Annotated in this window: 1 protein-coding gene; it reads left to right on the top strand. The window is 71.4% G+C overall.

Annotated features, from left to right (window positions below):
* Positions 1 to 1,074 (top strand): glycosyltransferase family 4 protein (locus AC01FP_RS17700; RefSeq protein WP_474482050.1); only part of this gene is annotated, 1,074 nt, incomplete at its 5' end.
* Positions 1,075 to 1,152: the final 78 nt, after the last annotated feature.

The following is a 1,152-nucleotide window of genomic DNA, read 5'->3' as shown; positions in this document are numbered from 1 at the left end:
TTCCGGCTCAAACCCACGCGCTCGGGCTCCGACGAGCTGCTGCAGCGCCTGGTGACGCGCTACCCGCGGTGGATGCAGCGCCTGGGCCTGTCGGGGCGCGCCGACGAGTACCTCGGCTGGGCCTCGACCGTGGCCCGCGAGTTGCGGCGTGACCCGGTGGACGTGGTCCATGTGATGAACTACTGGGGCTGGAGCAGCACGCTGGGCGGGCGCCCGCTGGTGCTCGAGATGCAGAGCGAGTGGCTTTCGCAGCTCGACCGCAAGGCCGTGGCGCGCCAGTTGCGTCACGTCGCGGCCGTGTCGGCGGTGAGTGGCCACGTGAAGCGCCTGTTCCAGGCCGCTTTCCCCGACTACCAAGGGCTCGTGGTCGTGGCGCCCAACGGCGTCGACACCGAGCTGTTCAAGCCGGCCGCCGAGGGCCGCCCTGCAGCGGACGCAGGCCCGCGGCTGCTCTTCGTGGGCCGCGCTTCGCCCGAGAAGGGCGTGCACACCCTGCTCACGGCGTTTGCACAGGTGGCCGCACGCTGGCCCGGGGCCAGGCTGGACATCGTGGGCCCGCGCACCGAGCTTCCCCGGCGTTTCCTGATCGACCTGTCCGACGACCCCCTGGTGGCGGCGCTGGGGCGGTTCTACCGCGACGACGGCACCTCCGACTACCAGGCGCGGCTCGACGAGATCGTGAGCGCGGCAGGTCTGCAGCAGAAGGTGCGCTTCCACGGCAGCCTTCCGCACCACGAGATCGTCAGGCACTACCAACAGGCCGACGTCGTCATCAATCCTTCGTTGAGCGAGACCTTCGGGATCTCGATCGTCGAGGGCATGGCCTGTGGCGTGCCGGTGGTGGGCACCCGCGTGGGCGGCATGCTCGACACGATCACCCCCGAGGTCGGCCATGCGGTACCGGCCGAGTACGCCACCGCCCTGGCCGAGGCCATCGGTGCGCTGCTCGCCGATCCGGTGCGCGGCCGCGAGATGGGCCGCCTCGGCCGGGAGCGCGCGCAGCAACACTTCACGTGGAGCGCGCGGGCCGGGATCCTGCTGGATCTCTACCGCCGCGTCGCCCGGGCGGCCTGAGCAGGCTGGACTTCAGCGCCGCTTGAGCCGGGTGCGCAACTCGGTGAGCACCAGCGATTCGGCGCTGTCCGGTCGGCC

This window comes from Cyanobium sp. NIVA-CYA 375 (genome assembly GCF_056108345.1).
The sequence above is the reverse complement of the archived record's forward strand: the minus strand, read 5'-3'. Positions and strand labels throughout refer to the sequence as shown.